The sequence below is a fragment of the Bartonella sp. TS25HLJMH genome (assembly GCF_042193505.1).
GTDB lineage: Bacteria > Pseudomonadota > Alphaproteobacteria > Rhizobiales > Rhizobiaceae > Bartonella > Bartonella grahamii.
This window is the reverse complement of the sequence record NZ_JBHILV010000066.1, coordinates 1-1,299: the sequence shown is the minus strand read 5'-3', so window position 1 is coordinate 1,299 and position 1,299 is coordinate 1. Positions and strand designations below refer to the sequence as shown.

2 protein-coding genes and 1 pseudogene are annotated in these 1,299 nt (G+C 43.6%); all 3 read left to right on the top strand.

Going from position 1 to position 1,299, the window contains the following annotated elements:
- Nucleotides 1-212, top strand: a pseudogene (locus ACFINF_RS09590) (phage terminase large subunit family protein); the annotation flags it as partial.
- Nucleotides 213-215: 3 nt separating this feature from the next.
- Complete coding sequence (locus ACFINF_RS09585) at nt 216-464, top strand: phage head-tail joining protein (protein WP_375620589.1); 249 nt, start codon at nt 216-218, stop codon at nt 462-464.
- Nucleotides 464-1,299 (top strand): phage portal protein (locus tag ACFINF_RS09580; protein WP_375620588.1); only part of this gene is annotated, 836 nt, incomplete at its 3' end. The genes ACFINF_RS09585 and ACFINF_RS09580, both read left to right, overlap by 1 nt.

Sequence of the window (1,299 nt, the reverse complement as noted above, 5' to 3'; positions counted from 1 at the left end):
TACAAGGTCTGATTTCGGCAGGAATAAACCTTAATCGAGAAGTCGATATCTTAGAAGAGCGTCTGGAAAAACTTAAAATTGAGGGCTCTTTAGAGCAGCCAACATCAAAACATGTGCCCTCTCCTGCTCCAAGAAGATCTCAGACAGCACAGCCTCAAAAGAAGCCATTCAGAACAATGATGAATCCTTATATGCGAGGGGATTGGAGGTAATTTGTGGGTGAAACTTTAGAACCAATTAACAGCAAAACTGACAGACTGGAAAGTTTAAAAAGGCGGCGTGAGCAAATTGAAGAGGCTCTTTATTCGGGTGCGCAATCGGTGCGCCATGGCGATAAGCAAGTAAGCAACCGTTCTGTTGAGGAACTTCGCAGAGCGCTTGAGATGCTGAACACACAAATAGCCAACCTTGAAGGACACAAGCGTTCACGCGTTTTCTATTTTAATATATCACGAGGCTATTAATGGCTGGCTTTATCAATAAACTCACAGGCTTTTTTAAAATTTCTCGTCAACACAATCCCCATTTTGAAGCTGCAAGTAAAAGCCGTCGCATGGGTGGTTTTGACCCCGCAAAAAAACATATCAATAAAGCCATTGAGGAATGCGGTGATACCATTGTTGCTCGTTCAAGATGGCTTTATGATAATGAATCTCTTTATGGGTCTGCAACGGAGGAATGGGTCTCTGCGGCTGTCAGTGATGGGATTAAACCTTATCCTCGTATTGAAGGTTTTCAAGAAGAAAAGAAAAAGCTTTTAGACTTATGGTGGCAATGGGTTGATGAAGCCGATTATGATGAAGATGCCAACTTTTATGGACTTCAAGCAACCATTGCACGAGAGGTCTTTTTAACCGGAGAGTGCTTTGTAAGATTGCATTATGTTGACCTCTACGGGCGCTCTGGTGTGCCTCTTCAGTTGCAAGTTTATCCCACTGAAATGCTGGATTTAACTTATAATGGACCTGCTGAGATTGAAGACAATTACATTCGTATGGGTATTGAATTTAATGCCAGTGGTAAGCGTGTTGCTTATCATTTCTGGGAACATCACCCCTATGATGATTGCCCTGCAAACAGTGCATTTAAGAGCCAAGAGCGCATACGTGTCCCTGCTGAAATGGTCCTTCACATCAAAGAGCGCCGTATTGCCGGACAATTGCGCGGTTCTCCCAAAATAACGCGCTCTATGACAAAGATCTTTCAACTCGAATCCTATGACGACGCAGAACTCGATAGAAAAAGGACGGCGGCTCTTTTCGCGGCGTTTGTCAAGGACAGTTCCCCAAACGTCGAAAA